This is a genomic window from Hydrotalea sandarakina, assembly GCF_003254115.1.
In the GTDB taxonomy this organism is placed as follows: domain Bacteria; phylum Bacteroidota; class Bacteroidia; order Chitinophagales; family Chitinophagaceae; genus Hydrotalea; species Hydrotalea sandarakina.
This window is the reverse complement of the sequence record NZ_QKZV01000001.1, coordinates 510,354-533,800: the sequence shown is the minus strand read 5'-3', so window position 1 is coordinate 533,800 and position 23,447 is coordinate 510,354. Positions and strand designations below refer to the sequence as shown.

Here is a 23,447-nt window from a genome sequence, read left to right as displayed (position 1 = left end):
TTTTATATGGAATTATTCGATAATCATAAAAAATTATTTTCTACTGCAGCATTATTCTTCATTGTATTAACCATATTGGTGGCTATTATTCCTGCATGGCGAAATCAATATAATAATGCACCTTTACCCAACTCAGTTCCTTTATCTGCTGATGCTGCTAAAGGAAAAGAAGTCTTCATATCAAATGGTTGTGTAGCTTGTCATACACAACAAGTTCGAAATATTTCAATGGATAAAGTTTGGGGCGAGCGTCCAAGTATTGCTGCTGATTATGCAGATATTCATCGTCAAAGCATATGGGTTAATACGGCAACTTTAATGGGAACTGAACGTACCGGTCCTGATTTAACCAACATTGGCTTAAGGCAACCCAGTAAAGATTGGAATTTAGTTCATTTATACAATCCTAGAATTGTGGTGAAAGAATCTATTATGCCATCTTATTCCTTCCTTTTTGAAGTAAAAGAAAATCCGGATAAAAATGATGTTGTAATTAATGTTCCGGAAGCTTATTTATATGGTAAGAAGGGAAAAGTTGTAGCTAAACCTGAAGCTTTACAACTCGTAGCCTACTTAGCTTCATTGAAACAAACAAAATTACCTGATGGAAGTCCGACACCCGATTTTTTATATAAACAACAATCGTTAGCTGCAAATAATAATAGTCAAAATGTATCGGGAAATACTTTGAATGGTGAAGCGTTGTATGTGGCCAATTGCCAAAGTTGTCATCAAGCCAACGGTGAGGGTTTGCCAGGTGCATTTCCGCCTTTAAAAGGAAGCAAGGTGGTATTGGATGATAATGCAGCTTTAATGGTAAATATAATTATGAATGGTTACACCGGAAGAGAGAAGGAAGGTTTTGGCCCCATGCCGCCTGTTGGTACCAACAACAACTTATCTGCCGAAGAAATTGCTGCTATTATGAACCATGAAAAAACAAGTTGGGGAAATAATGCTAAACAAGTATCGGTAGATGAAGTAAAAAAGTTGATGGATTTAGCAAAAAAAGTCGCATCTAATCAATAATTTTTTAAATGAAATAGTATGAAAAAAGTTATTATTATTTTTTTGTGTATAATTTTTTCTAAAGTGCAAGTTTTGGCATGTGCAGCTTGTAAAGAACAACAACCGGCTTTTTTAAAAGGCATTACTCATGGACCGGGACCTGATGGAAATTTTGATTATATCATTGTTGTAATAGCCATTATAATAACGCTGCTAACACTTTATTATTCAATAAAATGGTTAATAAAACCGGGTGAAAACAACATTAATCACATTAAGCAATCAATTCTTAAAGATGACATTAGCTTAAAATAATATTTCATTTAAGAATTGTGTTAGTGCAATTGACATTATTAAACTTAATATATATGAAAGATAAAAGTTCAATTTTCATTTTTTTAGATGATGAAATAAAACCTATTGCATCTTTCGAATCACCCGTAAGGTTTGAATTAGATACTACTAAGTTAGTTGATGGAAAGCATAGCCTTCGAATTGTTAGTAAGGATCCAGTTGGTAAGGAAGGTATTCGAATTATTCCATTCGAGGTTAGGAATGGGCCAGCCATTGAAGTAGAAGGAATAAAGGAAAATGCAGTTGTAGATGGTGTTTTACCTTTAATGATTAATGCATATGGAAAAGGTAATCAAAAAGAATTTTTAATCATTGGTAGTGAATCCCCTAAAAGTATTCCTTCTTGGGTATGGGTAATTACGATTTCCTTTATTGCTTGGGCTTTATTTTATTTAACACGGTATTTGTCATTGCATCCATAATGAAGCTTTATGAATTTAGAAACGTTTTATGATCGATGAAATCGTAATAAGTTTTAAAATCAATCTATTTATCTATGAACATAAAAAATGACATACACTCATTTCAAGATATTCAGTATTTGGTCAATGCATTTTATACAAAAGTGCAACAAGATGAATTGCTAGCACCTATATTCAATAATGTAATAAAAGATGATTGGCCCAAACATTTAGAAAAAATGTATCGTTTTTGGGAAACTTTATTGGTAGATAAACACACTTATTACGGAGCACCCTTTCCGCCACATAGTAATTTACCTATTGGTCATGCACATTTTGAACGATGGTTAACATTATTTACTGAAACTGTTGATTGCTATTTTGTGGGCGAACGAGCAGAGGAAGCCAAATGGCGAGCATCGAAAATGGCTATAATTTTTGAAAGTAAACTTAATTATCTATCCAACAAAAACAGAGCAATTTAACCTTAAAAATTACTTTTTTACCTATAAAATATTAAATCCTTTAATAATGAGAATAAATGATATTTTTACAGCTGCAGTATTTATTTGGATTGGTTTTATTGGTGCTATCAGCTTTATGGAAGCCTGGTTAAAATTCAGGGCGCCTGGTGTTACACTATCAATCGGACTAGGAATTGGTCGTTTGGTTTTTGCTGCACTCAATAAAGTAGAGTGGGTGATAGCTTTTGTTATAATTGCTGTTTTTATTTATCTGTCATTCAACATACAAAGTCATAAACTTTTTTTAAAAGACATTGGATTCACTTTTTTTTGGATAATATGCTTATTACTTGCACAAACTTTTTGGTTATTACCTAAATTAGACAAAAGAGCACAATTAATAATGGCCGGGGAAACTTTACCGGCAAATTCACTTCACATTTTTTTTGTTGCAGCTGAGTGCATTAAAGTAGTGTTATTAATTTATTTCGCTATCCAAATATTTCATTTTAAGCAATAAAATTCACGTTATCATTTCAAATTTTAATTATGTCAGCAATACCTGTTTTAAATGTTACTATCTTGCCTACGCAAGAAAAACATGCCACCATATTTAATTACTTCGATAATTTACAAGAAGGCGAAGCTTTTTTAATTTTAAACGATCATAATCCTAAAATTTTTTATGAGCAGTTATTAAGTGAAAGAGGTAATACATTTACCTGGGAATATTTAGAGGATGGTCCTGTAAATTGGCGGATACGAATTACTAAAAAATTAATTTCATACCGGTCAAATGATACAGTGGGAAGTATAGTTGCAAATGACTTACGTAAGGCAGAAGTATTTAAAAAATTAGGTATCGATTTTTGTTGCGGTGGTAATAAAACTTTGGCTGAAGTTGCTGCAGAAATAAATATTTCAGAAACAAACTTAAGAGCAGCATTAAGTGCTGTAGATGAACATGTACATAAAAATTTATTTGAAGATTATAATAAATGGGAAGTTGATTTTTTAGTGGATTATATCATTAATATCCATCACCGATATGTTAAAGAAGCTTCAGGTATCATTAATGAATTAGCTCGTAAGGTTACTGAACATCATGGTAGTAATCATCCGGAATTGTATGATTTTTCAAAAAGAGTGAACCTGTTTTTAATTGACATGTTGCAACACATGGAGAAAGAAGAAAAGGTTTTATTTCCACAAATAAAATCATTGGTGCAGCATGAACGCGAACACAAACAAGGAAATTTCATGAAAGGAATTATTCCGGGGGCTATTAAAATGATGATGCAAGAGCACGAAGTTTCTGGTGAAGACTTACGATTTTTTAGAAAATTAACCAATAATTATACACTTCCTTCAGATGCTTGTAATAGTTATGCTTATTTATTTAAAAAAATGGAAGAATTTGAAAACGATTTATATATTCATATACATTTAGAAAATAATATACTTTTTTCAAAAGCTTTGGTATTAGAAAAAGAGGTATAAATATTGCATGTTACATCAACAAATGATGCAGTCGCTGGATTTGATTTTCCAACAAACATAAGCCTGTTTAAAATGTTGCAAAGTTTGTGAAAATTGATAGGATGTTAATTAATAGGTAATTCTATTTAAAAATAGAGCAATTATGTAAAATACTTTTTCTAACATGAATGATAATGAAAATATAAAGTAAGACAGTAGAATGTTTTAAGGATCATTTAATATTATTTTATGAACTATAATGAAATTAGCTTCAATGTTTTTTTTCAGCATGAAATGAAGTTGATACATACTTATGCCAATTCTTATAGGAATCTCATGTATTTATTAGCAGACCAATTTTGTTTAGATGATTTTGGCGACTGCAAGGGTATGGGAAAATGTGGTACCTGCGCTATTGAAATAATGGTTGCTCAAAATTTAGATCTGAATTTACGGCGTAATGAAAGTAAAACTTTACAAACTGTCGTAAAAACTGAACAGCCTGTGCGCTTGTCATGTCAATTGTTTATTAATTCAAACTTACAAAACGCCGTTATTAAAATTATTGAGCCGAATTAAAATACAATTATCCCTGACCCAATATCCATAAAAGAGGCATTTGCCTCTTTTTTTATTTTATTGATAAAATGTTTAATCGTCAATATTATACCGTTGATAGAGAAATTGTATAATGTTAGAAAATTTATTAAAATAAAAAAACCTCATCAATATTTGATGAGGTTTTCAGTGATCCCGCTGGGACTCGAACCCAGGGCCCATACATTAAAAGTGTATTGCTCTACCAACTGAGCTACGGAATCGTACCGTTTGTTTTTGGGAGTGCAAAAATAGGAGAAAAGTTTTTTTCACCAAATTTTTTTACAATCAATTCTCAATATATTTATACACACTACAAAAACAGAACCTTAATTTTGCAAATAATACATTCATTTATGGTGTTTAAAAATAAAGTAGTTGTTATTACCGGTGGTTCTGAAGGTATAGGGAAAGCCTTAGTTGAAGCATTTATAGCGCAAGGTGCTAAGGTGGCAACTTGTGGCCGTAACTATGATAAATTATATATGTTGCAATCTATTCATGCCGGAAAACCATTAATGGTACAAGCTGCTGATGTAAGTAATGAAACTGATTGTAAAAATTTTATCAATGCCGTAATAAAAGTTTATGGCACGATAGATATTTTGATTAATAATGCGGGAATTTCCATGCGTTCCTTATTCAAGGAAACAAGTATTGAAACCTTACAACGTTTAATGGATGTAAACTTTTGGGGGGCTGTTTATTGTACAAAATTTGCACTTCCATATATAATTCAGACTAAAGGCACTCTATTGGGTGTTTCATCAATTGCCGGTTATAGAGGTTTGCCCGGAAGATGTGGCTACTCAGCTTCGAAATTTGCAATGAACGGCTGGTTGGAAGCATTAAGAACAGAATTAATGGATGAGGGCGTAAATGTAATGTGGGTTTGCCCGGGTTTTACTGCATCCAATATTAGAAATGTAGCGTTGAATAAAGATGCTAAACCACAAGGCGAAAGTCCTTTGGATGAGTCTAAGTTAATGACTGCAGAAGAATGTGCCCAGCATATTATGAAAGCCATTGAAAAGCGTAAACGCACGTTGGTATTAACTGCACAAGGAAAAGAAACTGTTTGGATGAATAAATTATTCCCATCGTTAACAGATAAATTAATTAAGCGTTTTTTTTATAAAGATGGCGAATTGGTAAAATAATTTTAGTGCTGCGAACGTTCCAGAAACATGTCAGTTATAACACTTTCATCCGATATAGGTTTTCATGATTATATTATTGCTGCTTTTAAGGGACAAATTATATCTCAAAATGCACAAGCTTTATTGGTTGATATCAATCATGAATTAAATGCAACAAATTATCCTCATGCTGCATTTGTATGTAGTCAAGCTTACACCTATTTCCCCAAAGGCACTATTCATGTTTTATTAATTGATTGTTTTGAAGGCAATAACGAGCAGTTTTTGTTGATAAAACACAATGATCAATTTATAATATGCCCCGATAATGGTATTGCTACCATGTTGGTGCCTTCCCCAAAATTTGTTTATAGCATTCCTTTAAGTACACATTTTTCCATATTAAACATAACACAACAATTAGCATTGGTGATTCATCAATTATTGTGTAATGTATTACCGGAAGATTTTTTAAAAAATGCGACCAATTTTCAACAAAAAATTGCGCTACAACCTTTAGTAGGTAGTAACTGGATTGAAGGTCAAATATTGTTGATTGATAAGTTTGATAATGTAATTGTTAATATTACCCGCCAACAATTTGAAGAAGCAGCTGCCGGAAGACCATTCGAAATTAGTGTACCTCATAGTGCCGGCATAAATAAAATTAGTAATCACTATTCTGATGTGCCAAAAGGAGAGGTGCTGGCTATGTTTAATGCTGCTAATTACTTAGAATTGGCTGTAAATAATGGTAAAATGGCTGCATTATTTGGCTTACGTAGTTTTTCAACACGCAATGTTTCAACAGGAAGTGTAACTTCCAACACATTGTTTTATCAAACCATTCGCATTTATTTCCTGAATAAATAAATTTTCACTATATATAATTCTTTGTTTTCATGTTAAAGTGAATAACTCTCTTTTTTCCATTTCATGATAAGCCAGTATTTTTGCACCCATATTTTGGTAAAACAATTTTGTTAATTACCACTCATCTTAATTTTTAAAATTATGGCATACGATGTTATTGTAATCGGAAGTGGCCCTGGCGGATATCCCGCAGCAATCAGAGCTTCTCAATTAGGTTTTAAAGTGGCTATTATAGAAAAAGAAAGCTTAGGAGGAATTTGTTTAAACTGGGGTTGTATTCCTACTAAAGCCTTAATAAAAAGTGCCAATGTGTATGACTATTTAAAACATAGTTCAAACTATGGTATTCAAGCTACCGGCACTCACGATTTTCCTGCTGTTATTCAACGTAGTAGGGGTGTTGCCGATAAAATGAGTAAAGGTGTTCAGTTTTTAATGAAGAAGAATAAGATTGATGTGATAATGGGCACCGGTAAAGTTAAAGCAAAAGGGAAGGTTGAAGTAACTGCTGCCGATGGCTCAAAACAAATAGTAGAAGCAAAATACATAGTAATAGCAACCGGTGGTAGAAGTCGTGAATTGCCGAATTTAAAACAAGACGGTAAAAAAGTAGTTGGTTACAGAGAAGCCATGGTATTGCCCGTTCAGCCCAAAAGCATGATTGTTGTAGGAAGTGGCGCCATCGGTGTTGAATTTGCGTATGTGTACAATAGCTTGGGAACCAAAGTAACCATCGTTGAATTTATGCCACGAATTGTTCCTGTTGAAGATGAAGAAATTTCAAAAGAATTAGAAAAACAATATAAAAAACAAGGTATTGAAATTTTCACTAATGCTTCTGTTGAAAGTGTTGATACAACCGGCACAGGTGTTAAAGCCCAGGTTAAGAAACAGGATGGTAGCATAATGACCTTGGAAGCTGATATAGTTTTAAGTGCAGTTGGTGTTGTTGCTAACATTGAAAATATTGGATTAGAAGAAAATGGCATTAAAACCGAAAAAGGTAAAATTGTTGTTGATAAATATCAGCAAACCACCGTTCCCGGAATTTATGCTATAGGTGATTGTACACCCGGCCAGGCATTAGCGCATGTTGCTTCAAAAGAAGGTATTAACGCTGCTGAACACATGGCATATTTGGAAAAGAAAATTGCCCATTTACCTGATACAATTGATTATAATAACATTCCGGGTTGTACCTATTGCACACCTGAAATTGCCAGTGTAGGTTATACTGAAAAAGCCGCTAAAGAAGCCGGCTATGATATTAAAGTTGGTAAATTCCCATTCATTGCCAGTGGTAAAGCCAGTGCTGCTGGTGCAACTGAGGGTTTTGTTAAAGTAATATTTGATGCAAAATATGGTGAATTTTTGGGTTGCCATATGATTGGCACCAATGTTACTGAAATGATTGCTGAGGCAGTTGTTGCACGTAAATTGGAAACTACCGCTCATGAAATTTTAAATGCTGTTCATCCGCATCCTACCATGAGCGAAGCTTTAAAAGAAGCTACTGCAGCTGCATACGGTGAAGCAATTGATATTTAGTATGTGATGCCTTTTAAATATTCAAAAGTTCAGTCAATTATTTGGCTGAACTTTTTTTTATTCCTATGGCGCTGTTTGCATATATAACATAAAAAACCGGGCTTGTTGAGCCCGGTTAATACATTGTAAAAGAAATGTAACTTATTTAACAGAATCAACCAACGCTTTAAAGCTTTCAGGATTGTTCATAGCTAAATCAGCCAAAACTTTTCTATCTAATTCAATACCTTTTACAGATAATTTATGGATAAATTGGCTGTATGTTAAGCCTTCAGCCCTAACAGCTGCATTAATACGGGCAATCCATAATTGGCGGTATTCTCTTTTCTTTAATTTGCGGCCTACATAGCTGTAGGTCATACCTTTTTCAACAATATTTTTGGCAACGGTATATACATTTTTACGTTTGCCATAGTAGCCCTTGGCTTGTTTTAATATTCTTTTTCTTCTTGCTCTAGAAGCAACTGCATTAACGGAACGTGGCATAATTTAATATTTTTTCTCTTAATAGAGTGGTGAAATAATGTGTTATTTTAAACGTAATAAACGCATCACAAAATCTTTGTTAGCAGGGCCAACAATACCTTTTTTGTTTAATGCTCTTTTTCTTTTTTTAGATTTTTTGGTGAGGATGTGGCGTTTAAAAGATTTTTGGAAGGTTATTTCACCTGTTCCGGTAACTTTAAAGCGTTTTTTTGCGCTTGAGTTGGTTTTAACTTTTGGCATAAATAATCTTTTCTTCAGATTATACCCTGCTGGTGGCACCCACCGGGATGCACTTGTTGAACCTTACGGGAAAAAATTTTGGAGTGCAAATGTAAGCATCTTTACGAATAAACCTACTTTTCACCCCAAAAATTTAATATCCATATGGTTTTTGTGCATTAAAAATCCCGTATTTAACTTATTTCAAATCGATAAAAGTGTTTTGCTGATGGGAAATCCACTCATTTATTTTCGTGGCATATTGACTTATTAAAGTTTTATACTTGCTTAATTGGTTATTAATTTGTTCTTTTAAATGTGAAAAGCTGCTATACATGGAAGCAGTGGGCGGTGCATCGGCTTGTTGAACAGCAGCGTTTAAGGCTGAAAGTTTTTCTTCCAGTCTTACCGGGAAACGTAAGTTATCTTCTGCGGCTAATATTTTGGGATTCATTAAAGTATTTTCTACTTCAGTTAAGCCCATTATGAAAGGTTTTGTTAATGCGTTAAATTGCTTTATGGAATCAGTTTGTTTAATATTGGCTTCGTAATTGGCAATTTTTGTTCTAACATCTCGAATGTTTTTAGTGGTTTTTCCAATAATATTTAATAAGTCATGAATCTCTTGTTCCAATTGAAATTGTTTTTCTAAATCGGCAGTGGTAAAGGTATTCCTTGGATCGTTAATCACGGAAAAGCTTTGCTCTTGAATTAAAGAGTCACCGATATATAAAGCTAATTGATAGTTTCCGGGTACAGCGGTAGGGCCTGTTAAAGCACCTTCAAAAGTGGCAGAAGTATCGGCTTTAGCATCAGGGTAGTGTAAATCCCAAATAAAAGTATTCATGCCGCTATTGGCTGTTAAAATTCCGGGACGTTTTTGCTTAGGATTGGGAATAAAATTAGCATTATTACTAATGGGTTCGCCAAAGTAATTGTGTTGTGATGAATAAGTAATGATGCTGTCGCCTTTATCTGTTTTAATTGCTAAATGAATTTCTTTTGAAGGAGCCGTTTTAAAATAGTAACGAATAATTACACCCAACGGCGCATTTTCTCCCTCAGTTAATGGCGGTTGTGTTGAACTTGTTCCGGCCGGGGTTCTGTATGTTTTTCTTGGCTTAAATAATATGGCTGCCTGATTGGCCAATTTTTCGTTTAATTGATATATGGGGGTTATATCATCTAATATCCAAAAAGAACGACCATGTGTGGCAATTACCAAGTCATTATCACGGGTTTGTACTTGAATATCGCGTACAGGTGTATTCGGTAAATTTAGTTGTAAACTTTGCCAGTGTTCCCCTTCATCAAATGAAATGAATATGCCGGTTTCTGTGCCACAATATAATATGTTAGCATGGCTGGGATCTTGTCGAATACAACGATTGTAGCCGGGTATTCCATTATTAATGGCAATCCATGTTTTGCCAAAATCGTGTGTTTTAAACAAGTAAGGTTTGGTATCATCACTTTGATAACGTGTGGCTGAAACATAGCAAGTTGCAGCATCAAAATGAGAGGGCTCCACATAGCTTATTAATGCCCACTTTGGTAAATTAGTTGGGGTAACATTTTCCCAAGTTTTGCCATCATCTTTACTTACATGAATTAGTCCATCATCGGAACCGGTCCATAAAACACCTTTTTGTACGGGTGATTCAGCAAACGCAAATATGGTACCGTAAACTTCTGCCATACTGTTATCTAAAGTAATAGGACCACCACTTGGCTGAAGGGTAGCAGGATCATTGCGGGTTAAGTCAGGACTAATTGTTTCCCAATTTTGTCCGCCATCTGTTGTTCTATGTACATGATTAGAAGTTACATATAGCATTTTGGGGTTAAATGGAGAAAAAGCAATAGGGTAAGTCCAATTAAATCGGTACTTCATAACTATGGCGCCTTCACCACTATGCTGTTCGGGATAAACAGAAATGTTTCTGTTTTGGTCGTTTGATTTATTATAGGTACTTAGTTGTCCATCATATTCCCCCCCATAAGTTATTTGGGCGTTTAACGGATCGGGAACTATATAACCTGCTTCGCCACCTGCCACCGGATACCAATCACGAATACCAATGCCTTCATTTGCACTTCTGCTGGCAATTCGTACGCTGGTATTATCTTGTTGTGCACCGTAAACATTGTAAGGAAATTCATTATCTAAGTTTACGTGATAAAATTGTGCGGTGGGTAAATTAGGCGCAGTAAAGTTTTTGCCAGCATCAAAAGTAATTTGTGGCCCACCATCATCACCCATTATCCAATTATTAGGATTATTGGGATTAATCCACATATCATGATTATCACCATGCCTATTAGCAATTTTATCCCAAGTAAATCCCCCATCTACTGATTTCCAAAATTCAACATTCAAAACGTAAACAGTATTTTCATTTTTAGGATCGGCAAATATTTGATTAAAGTACCAAGGGCGTTGGGTTAAATCATTTTTTGTACTAACTAATTGCCAGGTGTTTCCCCCGTCATCAGAACGAAATACACCGCTATTGGCATTTTCAACAATTGCCCATATTCTATTGTGATTAGCAGCAGAGATAGTGCATATTATTTTTCCTTTTAGTCCTTTTGGCATGCCGGGGTTTTCGGATAATGACTGCCAGGTATTTCCACCATCCATTGATTTATACAAACCACAACCTTTGCCACCGCTGCTTAATGAGTAAGGTGTTCTGTAGGCTTGCCACATGGATGCGTAAATAATGAGTGGGTTGGCAGGATCAATTTTTACATCAACACATCCTGTACTGTCGTTTATATATAAAATTTGCTTCCATGTATTACCGCCATCAATTGATTTATATAGGCCTCGTTCTTTATTAGGGCCATAAACCTTTCCCATTGCAGCTACATATAATTCATTATCATTTAAAGGATTAACGGCAATGGTGCCAATGGCATAAGTTTTTTCAAGACCAATATGTTTCCAGCTTTTTCCTGCGTCAATTGATTTGTATATACCATCACCAAAGGAAATGTTATTCCGCATTTCGGCTTCACCGGTACCTGCATATACAATGTTATGGTTGTTATTGGCCACAGCAATTGCCCCAACTGAACTACAGGTAAAAAACGAATCGGATACACATTTCCAGGTATTGCCACCATCAGTTGTCTTCCATACGCCACCGCCTGTTTGGCCGGCATAATAAGTATAAGGCTCATTAGGTATTCCCATTACTGCCAAGCATCTTCCGCCGCGCCAGGGCCCAATGTTACGCCACTTTAATCCGTTGAATAGTGCAGGATTGTAAATGGGCTTGTTAACTGATTCATTTGTTTCCTTGCTAATTTGTTGGGCGTTTCCCCAAAAAGATGGTACAGCAAGCAATAAAATCATAATTGCCTTTTTCATGCGAGCGGGTAGCCATTTCATATGTTAAGTCTTGGTTTATGTAATTGAAAACAAACAGGGAATTTAAACATTTTTATTGAAATGATTAAAAGCGATGGAATTTACCATCATTTTTAAGCTATTTATAAGTTTGAATAATGTTTTATGCAGCATTTTTTAGGAAATGAACATCTCTAAATATTAGAAAACGATCATGTAACAAATAAACAAAAGAAAAAAGTAATGGATATTTCGCCGATTTGATGCGGTTTATCTTGTTTTCATTAAAAAATTAATGTATTTTAGAACTGTTATACAATAATTTATTCACCCTGCCGTTTAATGAAATGATTTCTCATTTTTTGTTTTGTAGTTACCCCCTGCAAAAAATAAAAATGGATAAGTGGAAGTGTTAATGTGATTGGTTGTAAAATTTTATTATTGAACGCATGAATAAGTATTTTACTTTAACGTTCTTATTGGTTTTTGTTGCATTTGTATTATTGGGTTTCTCTTCCGGTAATACATTAAATGTTGCAAAGCCTACATTGGGGGGACTTGAAAATCGACAAATTCAAAGTCAACATCTCCCATTAAATGCTTCTATCAAATCGCTCAAAAGTCCTACTGGTGTAGGTATGCAAAGTTTTGATAGTGTTCCCCCTTTTTCTTGTCCTGCTAAAATGATTGTACAAAATGATACAACCATTTGTAAAGGCGACACGGTTACTTTAACAGCAATTAAACCGGTACATGTTGATAGTGAGCCCCCGGGAGTATGGGTTTTACTAATTGGTAGCAGTGGTATTGATCAGGCTAATTTTAACATAAAACCTTACGGGTATGATAAAGCCAATCAATATTTATATTCCATCATCAATCAGCATATTATTCGTTACGACTTAAAGAATAATATTAAAACAGAAATTCCGGCAAGCAATTGGCCCGGTTGGCCGGGTAACTATACCGAATTTACGTACGATTACACCAATAATAGATTAATATTATGGCGTGCGGGAACAGATAATGTTTATGCAGTTTCTGCAAGTGGAGGTGCATGGGCACAAATTGGTAACGGTGCTTTTGATAATACCAGTTATAATGCCAGCAGTTATTGGAACCCTATAACCAATAGCCCTGGCTTTTATGGCGGATATGGTGGCTTTACAGTTAAAAACTGGATTTTTGAAAATAATTTATCCTGGATTCAGAAACGGCCTAATTTAAGCGATTGCAATCCGCCCAAAGGGGGTAACTTAATGGGTACCTCTGCAGATGGAAAAACATTATTCCTTTTTTCAGGTCAAGGAAGTTGTGATGGCAATGAATTAAGCGGTACCTGTTCATTAGGTAGTCCTTGGGCAACCGCTAATGGCATGTTTTGTTGGTTGAGAGATTTATATGCATTAGACTTAAACACTTATACCTTCACCAATATTCTACCTACGAATAACAGCTCCATTCAATATGAAGGAGTTTTATCGTATGATTATGATAAAAATAGATTTTATTTGTTTGGTGGATTTCAACCATCGGGCGATTATCCATTAAACCAATATTTAGTGAATACCAATAAAACATTTCGATTTAATTGGGGTGTTGATACCGGATTTACTGAATTTGTTGGTACGGGTGCCATTCCACCACCGGCACCTATGAACACCTCCAATGGTTATTCATACTACGATCCGATTGCAAAACGTGTAATTTGGGCAAGAATTGATGGTATTTGGGCTTACTATCCTGACTCTTCATTAGTAAAGCCACCCAAACCTACTTTGGTATGGTCAACAGGCGATACTACAACAACCATTAAAGTTGTTCCTTCACAAACAACTACTTACACAGTAACCTACACAGATAGTCCGTATGTGTGTAAAGGGCAAGTAACAATAAAAGTTGATGCTTTAAAATCTCAATTGGCAGCAGTAACTACAGTTTGTAATGATACAACTAAAGTTTTAAACGCCGGTACCGGTTTTAGTAGTTATTTGTGGTCAACCGGTGATACAACCAATAGTATAACCGTTGATACCAATGGAATTTATAAAGTTACTATAACTGATAGCATTTGTAAAGTTACCGACAGTACTAAAGTACAGTTTTCAACTAGTCCTAAACCCTTTACAATACAAGCAAGTTCAGATACTGTTTGCCCGGGAGGAAAAGATACATTGACTATTGTTTCTCCACAAACAGGGGTAACATATAATTGGTACATGGTTGGTAACAATACTTTATTGTTTACCGGTACTACCTATGTAACACCTGCAATTAATACTAATGCAAATTATGTGGTGCTGGCCAATACCAATCCACCCATTTGTGCGGCAACTAATGCAACCATTAGTATAAAAGTTGCAACTGCTTTAAGTACACCTGTTGTTACTGCAGATACTGTTACAGCAAACAGCATATTATTTTCTTGGCAACCTGTTCCGGGAGCTACTAGTTACTTAATTAGTTTAGATAACGGTACCACCTTTCAGTTACCTGCAGCTGGACCAACTGCTTTAGAAGAATTAGTTACAGGGTTAGGACCAAATCAAACCATTAATTTCCAAGTAAAAGCATTAGGCAATTTGCCTTGTCAAGAAAGTGCGCCTGGTTCAGTTTCGGCAACTACCTTGAATCCTATTGGTGATGCTATTTTTATACCCAATTCATTTACACCTAACGGCGATGGTAATAATGATGTTTTCTATGTTTATGGAAATACCATTAAAACAATGAAGTTATCCATCTATAATCAGTGGGGACAATTGCTATATATTAGTAATGCACAATCGCAAGGGTGGGATGGTACATACAATGGCACCAAAATGCCGGTGGGAGTTTATTACTATACTTTCGAAGCTACATTGCAAAACGATTCGAAAGTAAAGAAAAGTGGTTCAATAACATTAATTCGATAAGGTAATATCTGAATATGCGACAATTGAAATACTATATAATGTTGGGTTTTATAATTTGTGCCACAATGGTAAAAGCACAAATTGATCCGCATTTTACACAGTATTATGCCAGTCCAATGTGGTTAAATCCGGCAATGACCGGTGTTATTGATGGGAATTACCGCGCAACAGCAAATTCAAGAAACCAATGGTCGTCGGTAGCAACACCTTTAGTAACGAATGGAATTAGTTTGGATGCCGCATTACCGAATAATTTTGGAATAGGCTTAATGGTATTAAACCAAACTGCTGGCGATGGTGGATATAATTACACCAACAGCTATTTATCATTATCCTATCAAGTTCATTTAAGTGAATACAAGCGTTTAAGTGGTGGCTTTCAATTGGGTTTCATTTATCGGGGTGTTGATCCATCAAAATTGAAATTTGGAAATCAGTTTAATCCATTGGTAGGATATGACCCTACTTTACCATCTAATGAAATTTTTTCAAAAACATCAGCCTATACTTTAGATGGAAGCGTTGGTGTTATGTATTATGATGGTGATCCTCATAAAAAAATAAATCCTTTTGTTGGAGTAAGTTTATACCATCCTACACAACCAACAGATAAATTTTTGCAAGCCAGCAACAGCTTTATACCTATTCGTTATTCTTTTCATGCCGGAACAAGAATTGCTGTGAGTGATTTAGTACAATTAACACCCCATGTTGTTTATGAAATGCAAGGTGCCGCCAGTGAATTAGCAGGGGGGTTGTATATGAATTACACACTCGATTATACAAAAGATTTAATAGCAGGTATAATGTATAGAAATCATGATGCCATAGCGCCCAATATTGGAATTAACTTAAATGGTTTTATTGTTGGGTTAAGTTATGATATTAATGTATCATCTTTAAATACAGCTTCACAATACCGTGGTGCATACGAAATTTCCATAAGTTATGTACATCGCAAAAAAATTCCTGCTACCAAATTTATTTGCCCCCGTCTTTAGTCCTATCAGCTTATTGGGTTAGTGCAAGGTTATTCTGATTGAACAGAATAACTTTTTTTTTACAGTGTAGAAACACATAATATCTACAAAAATGTGAAATGTGCAAGAAATAGTTACCCACATAATGTTAAAAACTTATTGGGCATTTTTTACCTATGTGCTGAAAACAGTGCCTATATTCACACATAGAATTTCTCTTTTATAACATTAGCATGGTAAAACGTGTAACATTACTAACTCCGTTATTTCCAAAATGCATTACTGCTATCATAGTAATGTGTTTATCTTCATCTCTCTTAAATGCTCAGTCTATTCGCGCTTATACGAAAAGAGCTGATGAATTGTTTAAAGAAAAAAATTACTATGGTGCTGCACAATTGTACAGCAAAGCTTTGTATGGTAACTTTGACAGCAAAGACGTATTGCCTTATACACCTGTTGTGCACAAACATGGTAAACGACCCAAAGGAGCAAAAGAAATATATTTATTACACCAGTTAGCAGAGTCATACAGGTTGTATCATGACTATCAAGATGCATTACCTAATTATGAAAAATATTTAAGTTTAGAAAAGAAGCCAGATGTTATGGCTTATTTGTGGTACGGAGTTTCATTAAGGGCAATGAATGAACCTGAAAAAGCAATAGAAGCGTTATCAAAATTTACAACAGAATACACACAACAAGACAGCTATACTGCGTTGGCTTTGAAAGAAATGGCCGATTGCAGGTTCAATATTGAACAACAACAAAATGTTAAACGCTTTACTATTCAAAAATTGCCTTCACCAATTAATGCCTTGGGGTCAAACTATGCTTATGCAAAATTGAATGACAGTATTTTTGTTTTTTCAAGCTCAAGGCCTGATACAGTTGGAAAAAATAAACAGGTAATCTATCGTTCTGCTTTATATCAATACAATACCAATCAAAATACCGTTTCAAAATTATTTCAACAAACATTACCTTATGATGCAGCAGCAGCGCAGTTTTCGGCTGACGGCTTACGGGTATATTTTACAGGATGGAATGAAGACCAAAAATCAGATGCCAACAAATATCTTATTTATACGGCTACACGTTCATCGGTTGATGCGCCTTGGGATAAACCTTTTGCATTAGATAGTTTCGTCAATGCCCCCGGGTATAATGCAAGGCATCCATTCATTACAAAAGATGGACAATATTTATTTTTTGCATCCGATAGGCCCGGCGGTTTGGGTAAATATGATATATGGAAAGTTTCATTAAATAGTTTTGGCTTACCCAATGCTGCACCTGAAAACCTGGGGGCTGCCATTAATACACCTGATGATGATATGTTCCCGGTATTTTTAGCAGATAGCAGTATGCTTTATTTTAGCTCAAACGGACGGGTAGGGCTTGGTGGCATGGATATTTATAAAAGCAAAGGCAATATTGTTTCCAACCAATGGAACACTGCTGAAAATTTAGGGCTTCCCATTAATTCAGTTAAAGATGATATTTATTATGATAGTTTTGGCAATGCAGATACAAGTTATTTAACTTCTGATAGAGAATCGCCATGCTGTTTGGAAATATTTCAATCTATCAAACTCCCTCCTTTGCCTGAGGTTAAACAACCCGAACCCATTGATTCTTCAAAGTTGAATACACCTGATACCAGTGCAAAGAATAATGTTCCTGTAGTTTCAATTCCTGTGAACAAATTAGATGAAGAAGCTGAAAGAAGGAAACATATTTTAGATTCACTGAATAGTGCTACTATTAAACGCGTTTCAGTAAACTTTGATTTTTATAAAGCCAAAGTAAGACCTGAAGACAAAAATAGCTTAGATACCATTATTCAATTATTAAAAGATAATCCTGAATACAATGTGGTAATAGGTTCATTCACCGATTGTAAAGGTAAATTTGATTTGAATTTGCGTTTATCAAAAGCTCGTTCATTAGCAGTAAAAATGTACTTAATCAAGCATCATATTGCTGCATCAAGAATTAATGTTGATTTTTATGGCGAACAACACTTAATCTTACCTTGTAAAGATGATGCTACCTATGATACTGCTCAACAAATTGTCAATCGACGTTCAGATATTATTGTTACCAAGGCTAAGAATCCGAAATGGGTTCCATCAGGAAAAGAATTGGATATTGATCAAATATTAGATGATATTACCAATGGCCGACGTCCATTCAGGTATATTCCTGATGAACCTACTACAAAGGCTAATAATAATTTAAAAGCAGAGAGACAGTTATTGCGTGAAGAAAAAGCAAGAGCAAGGGCAGAGCATTTAGCTGAATTAAGAGAACAAAAACGTTTGAAACAACAACAAGAAGCTGAAGCTGCTCGTTTAAGGCGTGAAGAGAAAGCTAGAGCTGCGGCTGAGCGTAGGGCAAGATTACAAGCTGAAAAAGAGGCACGTAAGGCAGCTGCCAAAGAAAAAAATGCCCAAAAGAATGCTGCAGCAAATAATCCATATGTGTCAAAACCAGTTACATCGAACAATAATAATAATGTTGTTAATCAAGCCCTACCGGCACATTTGGAAAATGAACTGAAACAAAAAGACAGAAAGATAGCAACCCTTGATTCTATTTCTGAAATTAAGAGCAGACTATTATTAACAGCTATCAATCATCGTTCAATTAATCAGGTATTTACAGTTTATACCACATCAGATTCTGTGCACGTTGATTTATATGATAATGGTACTTATGACCACGATAGTGTATCTGTAATTTATAATTCAGAAATTATTGTGTACAAACAAGAGTTAAAAACCGATAAAGCCATTAGCTTCAAAGTGCCGGTTGAGCCTAATGAAAAACGCAATGAAATGATATTCTTTGCAGAGAATTTGGGAGAAATACCGCCAAACTCAGCATTAATGGTTATTACTGATGATACCGGCAAACGTACAGAGGTAAGCATTTCAAATGATTTAATGCACAATACCATTATATACTTTGTAAAACTGAAGAAGCAGTAATTACTAACCGCATTCAGTTCCAACGGTTACAAATTGCCCCTTTTAATGAAAATTGAAAGGGGCTTTTTATTTTTATTCATCGGAATTTTCCATACATATCATATGGCCATTTATTCAAAGAAAATTAGCCTTAAGAAATAACAATGCGTAATTTATTTGTGTTGATGTAAAATACCATTCAGTGTAAATTCCCATTCATTTATGTTCATATTTGAATGCTATGATTATTGAATGATGCAGATTTTTTTGTTAGAACTATGATATAATATTCTTGAAAAAATAATGTTATGGTCCTGTTGCAAATACTCTTGCTTTTTTGTGATTATGTATTTATGAAATTGTTCTTGATATCAAAATTTTCTTAGATTTCGTACTCATAAAAATAATCCAGGCAATACCTATAATAATAATGGAACCTATCATTACACCATGCCAGGCACCCAGTTTCCATAAATACAAACCAATGGCCGAACCCAAAGTTGTACCTACAAAACTCATGCTCATAAAAACGGTATTCAAACGATTACGGGCTTCAGGCAAAAGTGCATAAACACGGGTTTGATTGGTAACATGAACTGATTGTTGGGCTATATCAATGAAAATGGTACCCAATATCATAAACCATAAACTATCTCTTCCTAAATACAGTACTGTTATACTTATTAAAAATAAAGATAAGCCCATTTTAATGGTTTTTCTGGGTGAACCTTTATCGCCTAATTTACCAACAAAAGGGGCAGTAATGGCACCGGCAGCCCCTGCAATTCCAAATAAACCAATTTGATGAGATGCATAATGAAAGGGTGCATTTGATAAATGTAAAACCATGGTTGTCCAAAAACTGCCAAATACTGCAAAACAACACATATTGATGGCAGTAGCTTCTCTTAAAACAGGTTGTGTTTTAATTAATTGAATTAAAGAATGCATTAATTGTCCGTAATGACCGGGAAATGAAACATAATTTTTGGGAAATCGTTTTTGCATGAAAATGGCCAAAAATGAACATAAAATGGCGGCTATCCAAAACATGCTCCGCCAGCCCATCCATTCAGCCACTGCACCGCTTAATGTACGCGAAAGTAAAATACCCACTAAAAGTCCGCTCATTACAGTACCAACAACCTTACCTCGTTGGTTGGGATCGGAAAGGGTTGCTGCCAATGGTAAAATTAATTGAGGTACAATGGAACCAACCCCTACAAAAAAGCAACTGATTTGTAATGCAACAAAACTTTGAGCCGTTGCTACACCAATTAAAGCAATAATGGCTAAAAGGGTAGTAGCTATAATTTGTTTTCTGCGTTCAATCATATCGCCGAGTGGAACCAAAATCAATAAACCCGCGGCATATCCGGCTTGTGTAAGGTAAGTAGTGCTTCCGGCTATATTTTCAGGAACATTAAATGTGTGGGATATTAATACAATTAATGGTTGAATATAATAAATGTTGGCTACAATTAAACCGGTGCAGATGGCCATTAAAATCACATCTTTCTTTTGTAAATGCATGGCGCAAAATTGTACATAATTACAATAATCGAAAAATTTTAATTTTTAATATATTCAACGAATGTTAAATGCATTTAGTACTATTTAATGAGATTGTAAAACAAATGTTAGTTTTCTGAAAATTTTATTAAATTACAATGTTGCTTAACTAATTATTAAACCAAAACTACATTTATGCAGATGAAAAAACGAGTGCAGCTATTCTGTTGGCTGCTACTGTTATTGCCGGCTTTGGCAATAGCTCAACAAAAAAACATTTCCGGAAAAGTTACTGACCAAAATGGGAACCCTGTTGCCGGGGCTAACATTTCTGTAAAAGGCACACAAACAGGTACATTAAGTGATGCTGAAGGGCATTTTTCATTAAAGGCTTCTGTTGGCTCTACCATTGAAATAAGTTTTACAGGATATAGAACTCAAAGTTTTAAAATTACCAATGAAACAACCTCATTTAATGTGGCTTTAAAAGAAGATTATGCTCGATTAGATGAGGTTGTGGTAACAGGTTTGGCCACAACTGTAAAACGCAGTAATGCTGCTAATGCAGTTGCAGTAATTGGTGCGCGTGAATTAGCCGGTACTGCACCTGCACAAACTTTTGATGCGGCTTTAAATGGTAAAGTGGTGGGAGCTAATATTGTTTCCAATTCCGGTGCACCCGGCGGCGGAACTTCTATAAAGTTAAGAGGTGTAACAACCATTTTCGGCAATTCGCAACCGTTATTTGTAGTAGATGGAGTTATTGTAAACAACTCAGCAACATCAGCAGGTTTAAATGCAGTAACTGCAGCAGCAGCGGCAGGTAATTCTTCTAATCAGGACAATGCATCGAATAGAATTGCCGATTTAAATCCGGAAGATATTCAAAGTGTTGAAGTACTAAAAGGCGCATCAGCAGCCAGTATTTATGGTGCACAAGCAGCAGCAGGTGTTGTAATTATTACAACTAAAAGAGGTAAAGCAGGTAAAACCAGATTTAATTTTTCACAAGATGTGGGTTTTAACTCTATTATCAGATATTTGGGACAACGCCCTTTAACTGATGCTATCGTTCAATCACAAGGTTGGGATGTTGCAGCTTATGATTCTGCAAAAGCTGCAGGAAAATTATACGATTATGAAAAAGTAATGTATGGACAAAAAGGATTGATTCGTGATTCCCGTTTATCCATTAGTGGTGGCAATGATAAAACAACTTTTTATTTAGCAGGCGGATTGCGTAAAGAAGATGGCATTATTAAACGTACAGGCTATGCCAACAATTCATTACGTGTGAACATTGATCATCGTATTAATGATAAAATAAAACTAAGCTATAGTTCAACATTTATTAATTCTTCAGCCGACAGGGGATTAACGAATAACGATAACGCAGGGGTAACGTTCGGGGTAGCACTTTCATCTACACCTTCATTTGCACAATTATTTCCCGATGCAAATGGTAATTACCCCAACAACCCTTATGCTGCATCTAACCCATTACAAACACGCGATTTAATGACAAATAATGAATTAACCAATCGTTATATTGGCGGTGTTAATTTGGATGCCATTATTCAACAGTCAAACAAAATGACTACTCGCATCATAGCAAGAGGTGGATTAGATTACTACAACTTAAAAACAACAGCTGTATTTCCCTCTATTTTACAATTTGAAGTGAATACCACAAAAGGACATAGTATTCAGGGTATGACCAATAATGTAAATACAAACTGGGCAGGATTTTTAGTAAACTCTTATAAACCGGCAGATGATTTATCTTTTATTACTACTGCAGGTTTAACCCACGAATATGGTAAATACGATAACATTTTAAATGTTGCTACACAGTTAATCGGTATTCAAACCAATCTTGATCAGGCTGGCGCTATCAACGTTTCACAGTTTAGAACACAATATAAAAATGATGGTGTTTTTGTGCAGGAAGAATTTGCGTTCAAAAACTATTTAAACATTACAGCAGGTTTACGTTTTGATCAATCAACCAATAATGGTGACTATAAAAAATACTTTACTTATCCAAAAGCAAATGTGGCATGGAATTTATCAAAAATGAATTTTTGGAAAAGTAAAACCATTAACGATTTAAAATTAAGGGTTGCTTATGGTGAGTCAAGCAATTTCCCGGCTTATATTAGTCGGTTTACCCCACTAAATTCTTCTAATATTGGTGGTTATCCCGGTTCATTGGTTTCAAATACTTTGGGTGATGGAAGTATAGGTTCAGAAAGGCAAACTGAATTAGAAGCAGGGGTTGACATAAGTGTGTTAGAAGGGAAATTAAGCTTAGAAGCCACATTCTACAATAAAGTAGTAAAAGATTTATTAATGCAAGGACAAGTACCGGCTTCAACCGGTTTTGCTACAAAATATTTAAATGCCGGTAGTTTAAGAAACAGAGGTATTGAGTTAAGCTTGAAAGCAATACCATTTGAAGGAAAAAATTTCAGATGGACCTCAACTACAAACTTTTGGTTGAATCGTTCTTTGATTACACAATTGAATATTCCTGCATTCCCGTTAGGTGCATTTGGTACAACTTTGGGTACATATTTTATTCAACAAGGTGCTTCAGCAACTCAAATAGTAGGTTTAAATGGCAATGGTGGTATTGGGAAATTAGGCGATGCTGAACCCACTTTCCAAATGAACTTTTTAAACGATTTCACAATTCACAAAAATTGGTCTTTGCGCTTCTTAATTCACTGGAAACAGGGTGGTGATGTTATTAATTTAACACAGCTGTTAACGGATTTAGGCGGCACCAGTCCCGACTTTGATGTGATGCAAAGTAATGGTAAAACAGCTGGAGAAAATAGAATTGCTGCATTAGGCGTTTCTTCAAAACCTTTTGTGCAAAATGCCAGCTTTGTTAAATTCAGGGAAATTGGTTTGTATTATACTGTTCCTTATCGCATTAAAAATATTGAACGCATACAATTGGGTGTATCAGCCAATAATTTGTTTGTAATAACACCTTATGTTGGTTACGATCCTGAGGTATCAAACTTTGGTGTTGGTTTTTCTTCAGGTGTTGATGTTACTCCTTTCCCAACTTCAAAACGTGTTCAATTTCATGTTGCTATATCATTTTAAAAATAAAATTATTAAT

General features: G+C 34.9%; 18 protein-coding genes and 1 tRNA gene. 14 read left to right on the top strand and 5 right to left on the bottom strand.

Annotation, left to right across the window (positions count from 1 at the left end; genetic code table 11):
* Positions 1-6: 6 nt before the first annotated feature.
* The 7 genes from LX80_RS02355 (at position 7) to LX80_RS02325 (ending at position 4,285) form a co-directional block, all read left to right on the top strand.
* Positions 7-1,029 (top strand): cbb3-type cytochrome c oxidase subunit II, encoded by a 1,023-nt coding sequence (locus tag LX80_RS02355; protein ID WP_111293554.1) that lies wholly within the window; start codon positions 7-9, stop codon positions 1,027-1,029.
* Positions 1,030-1,047: 18 nt separating this feature from the next.
* Complete coding sequence (locus LX80_RS02350; RefSeq protein WP_111293412.1) at positions 1,048-1,323, top strand: hypothetical protein; 276 nt, start codon at positions 1,048-1,050, stop codon at positions 1,321-1,323.
* Positions 1,324-1,376: 53 nt separating this feature from the next.
* Positions 1,377-1,784: a cytochrome C gene (locus LX80_RS02345; RefSeq protein WP_111293411.1), complete on the top strand. Its 408-nt coding sequence runs from the start codon at positions 1,377-1,379 to the stop codon at positions 1,782-1,784.
* 74 nt (positions 1,785-1,858) lie between these two features.
* The gene (locus LX80_RS02340) at positions 1,859-2,248 is read left to right on the top strand and encodes a group III truncated hemoglobin (RefSeq protein WP_111293410.1); all 390 of its coding nucleotides are present in this window, start codon (positions 1,859-1,861) and stop codon (positions 2,246-2,248) included.
* A gap of 46 nt (positions 2,249-2,294) precedes the next feature.
* The gene (locus LX80_RS02335) at positions 2,295-2,747 is read left to right on the top strand and encodes a hypothetical protein (RefSeq protein WP_111293409.1); all 453 of its coding nucleotides are present in this window, start codon (positions 2,295-2,297) and stop codon (positions 2,745-2,747) included.
* A 29-nt stretch (positions 2,748-2,776) separates the two neighbouring features.
* A complete protein-coding gene (ric, locus tag LX80_RS02330) occupies positions 2,777-3,727 on the top strand; it encodes an iron-sulfur cluster repair di-iron protein (protein ID WP_111293408.1) in 951 nt (316 codons plus the stop codon).
* Positions 3,728-3,955: 228 nt separating this feature from the next.
* Positions 3,956-4,285: a 2Fe-2S iron-sulfur cluster-binding protein gene (locus tag LX80_RS02325; RefSeq protein WP_111293407.1), complete on the top strand. Its 330-nt coding sequence runs from the start codon at positions 3,956-3,958 to the stop codon at positions 4,283-4,285.
* A gap of 169 nt (positions 4,286-4,454) precedes the next feature.
* On the opposite strand, the gene LX80_RS02320 is transcribed toward LX80_RS02325, so the two are convergent.
* Positions 4,455-4,527 (bottom strand) — tRNA-Lys (locus LX80_RS02320).
* Positions 4,528-4,659: 132 nt separating this feature from the next.
* On the opposite strand from LX80_RS02320, the gene LX80_RS02315 reads away from it, so the two are divergent.
* From LX80_RS02315 to lpdA, 3 genes are all read left to right on the top strand, one after another.
* On the top strand, positions 4,660-5,463 hold the full coding sequence (locus LX80_RS02315) for an SDR family oxidoreductase (protein ID WP_111293406.1): 804 nt from the start codon (positions 4,660-4,662) through the stop codon (positions 5,461-5,463).
* A 27-nt stretch (positions 5,464-5,490) separates the two neighbouring features.
* The gene (locus LX80_RS02310) at positions 5,491-6,315 is read left to right on the top strand and encodes an SAM hydrolase/SAM-dependent halogenase family protein (RefSeq protein ID WP_111293405.1); all 825 of its coding nucleotides are present in this window, start codon (positions 5,491-5,493) and stop codon (positions 6,313-6,315) included.
* A 141-nt stretch (positions 6,316-6,456) separates the two neighbouring features.
* Positions 6,457-7,863: a dihydrolipoyl dehydrogenase gene (gene lpdA, locus LX80_RS02305; protein WP_111293404.1), complete on the top strand. Its 1,407-nt coding sequence runs from the start codon at positions 6,457-6,459 to the stop codon at positions 7,861-7,863.
* A gap of 141 nt (positions 7,864-8,004) precedes the next feature.
* Here the strand turns inward: lpdA and rplT are convergent, their stop codons facing one another.
* From rplT to LX80_RS02290, 3 genes are all read right to left on the bottom strand, one after another.
* Entirely contained in the window at positions 8,005-8,349 is a 345-nt protein-coding gene (rplT, locus tag LX80_RS02300; RefSeq protein ID WP_111293403.1) for a 50S ribosomal protein L20, read from the bottom strand.
* 42 nt (positions 8,350-8,391) lie between these two features.
* Entirely contained in the window at positions 8,392-8,589 is a 198-nt protein-coding gene (gene rpmI / locus LX80_RS02295) for a 50S ribosomal protein L35 (RefSeq protein WP_111293402.1), read from the bottom strand.
* A gap of 178 nt (positions 8,590-8,767) precedes the next feature.
* Entirely contained in the window at positions 8,768-11,947 is a 3,180-nt protein-coding gene (locus LX80_RS02290; protein WP_146250357.1) for a glycosyl hydrolase, read from the bottom strand.
* 428 nt (positions 11,948-12,375) lie between these two features.
* On the opposite strand from LX80_RS02290, the gene LX80_RS02285 reads away from it, so the two are divergent.
* The 3 genes from LX80_RS02285 (at position 12,376) to LX80_RS02275 (ending at position 18,820) form a co-directional block, all read left to right on the top strand.
* Positions 12,376-14,841: a gliding motility-associated C-terminal domain-containing protein gene (locus tag LX80_RS02285; RefSeq protein ID WP_111293400.1), complete on the top strand. Its 2,466-nt coding sequence runs from the start codon at positions 12,376-12,378 to the stop codon at positions 14,839-14,841.
* A gap of 38 nt (positions 14,842-14,879) precedes the next feature.
* The gene (locus tag LX80_RS02280; protein ID WP_170120354.1) at positions 14,880-15,842 is read left to right on the top strand and encodes a PorP/SprF family type IX secretion system membrane protein; all 963 of its coding nucleotides are present in this window, start codon (positions 14,880-14,882) and stop codon (positions 15,840-15,842) included.
* A gap of 212 nt (positions 15,843-16,054) precedes the next feature.
* Positions 16,055-18,820, top strand: a complete 2,766-nt coding sequence (locus LX80_RS02275; protein WP_111293398.1) for an OmpA family protein — start codon at positions 16,055-16,057, stop codon at positions 18,818-18,820.
* Positions 18,821-19,150: 330 nt separating this feature from the next.
* Here LX80_RS02275 and LX80_RS02270 read toward each other — a convergent pair whose 3' ends face one another.
* Positions 19,151-20,332, bottom strand: a complete 1,182-nt coding sequence (locus LX80_RS02270; protein WP_111293397.1) for an MFS transporter — start codon at positions 20,330-20,332, stop codon at positions 19,151-19,153.
* Positions 20,333-20,506: 174 nt separating this feature from the next.
* Between LX80_RS02270 and LX80_RS02265 the strand changes: the two genes are divergently transcribed.
* On the top strand, positions 20,507-23,431 hold the full coding sequence (locus tag LX80_RS02265) for a SusC/RagA family TonB-linked outer membrane protein (RefSeq protein WP_245897930.1): 2,925 nt from the start codon (positions 20,507-20,509) through the stop codon (positions 23,429-23,431).
* Positions 23,432-23,447 lie beyond the last annotated feature (16 nt).